The 317-nt window shown below is 73.2% G+C and carries 1 protein-coding gene; it reads left to right on the forward strand.

Features of this window, described 5'->3' with window-relative positions; genetic code table 11:
• A partial coding sequence (locus JHD64_RS21400) for a hypothetical protein (RefSeq protein WP_199055669.1) occupies positions 1-248 on the forward strand: 248 nt, incomplete at its 5' end.
• Positions 249-317: the final 69 nt, after the last annotated feature.

Consider the following 317-nt stretch of genomic DNA (forward strand, 5'->3'; position numbering starts at 1 on the left):
CCCCCCCCCCCCCCCCCCCCCCCCCCCCCCCCCCCCCCCCCCCCCCCCCCCCCCCCCCCCCCCCCCCCCCCCCCCCCCCCCCCCCCCCCCCCCCCCCCCCCCCCCCCCCCCCCCTTTTAATGATCCGGCGACCACCGAGATCTACACTGTTGTTCGTTCGTCGGCAGCGTCAGATGTGTATAAGAGACAGGGACAAGATCATGCTGTGCCGGCTGCCCTCCAGCCGGCTCGAGCATAACGACAATTGAGACCCGCTAACCAAACCCCCGCGCCTGCTTGCCCTACTCTTGGTGCTGTCTGCGTCGGCGCGCCCTGAC

Origin of the sequence: Aquitalea sp. ASV15 (genome assembly GCF_016429115.1) — a bacterium.
Lineage (GTDB): Bacteria > Pseudomonadota > Gammaproteobacteria > Burkholderiales > Chromobacteriaceae > Aquitalea > Aquitalea magnusonii.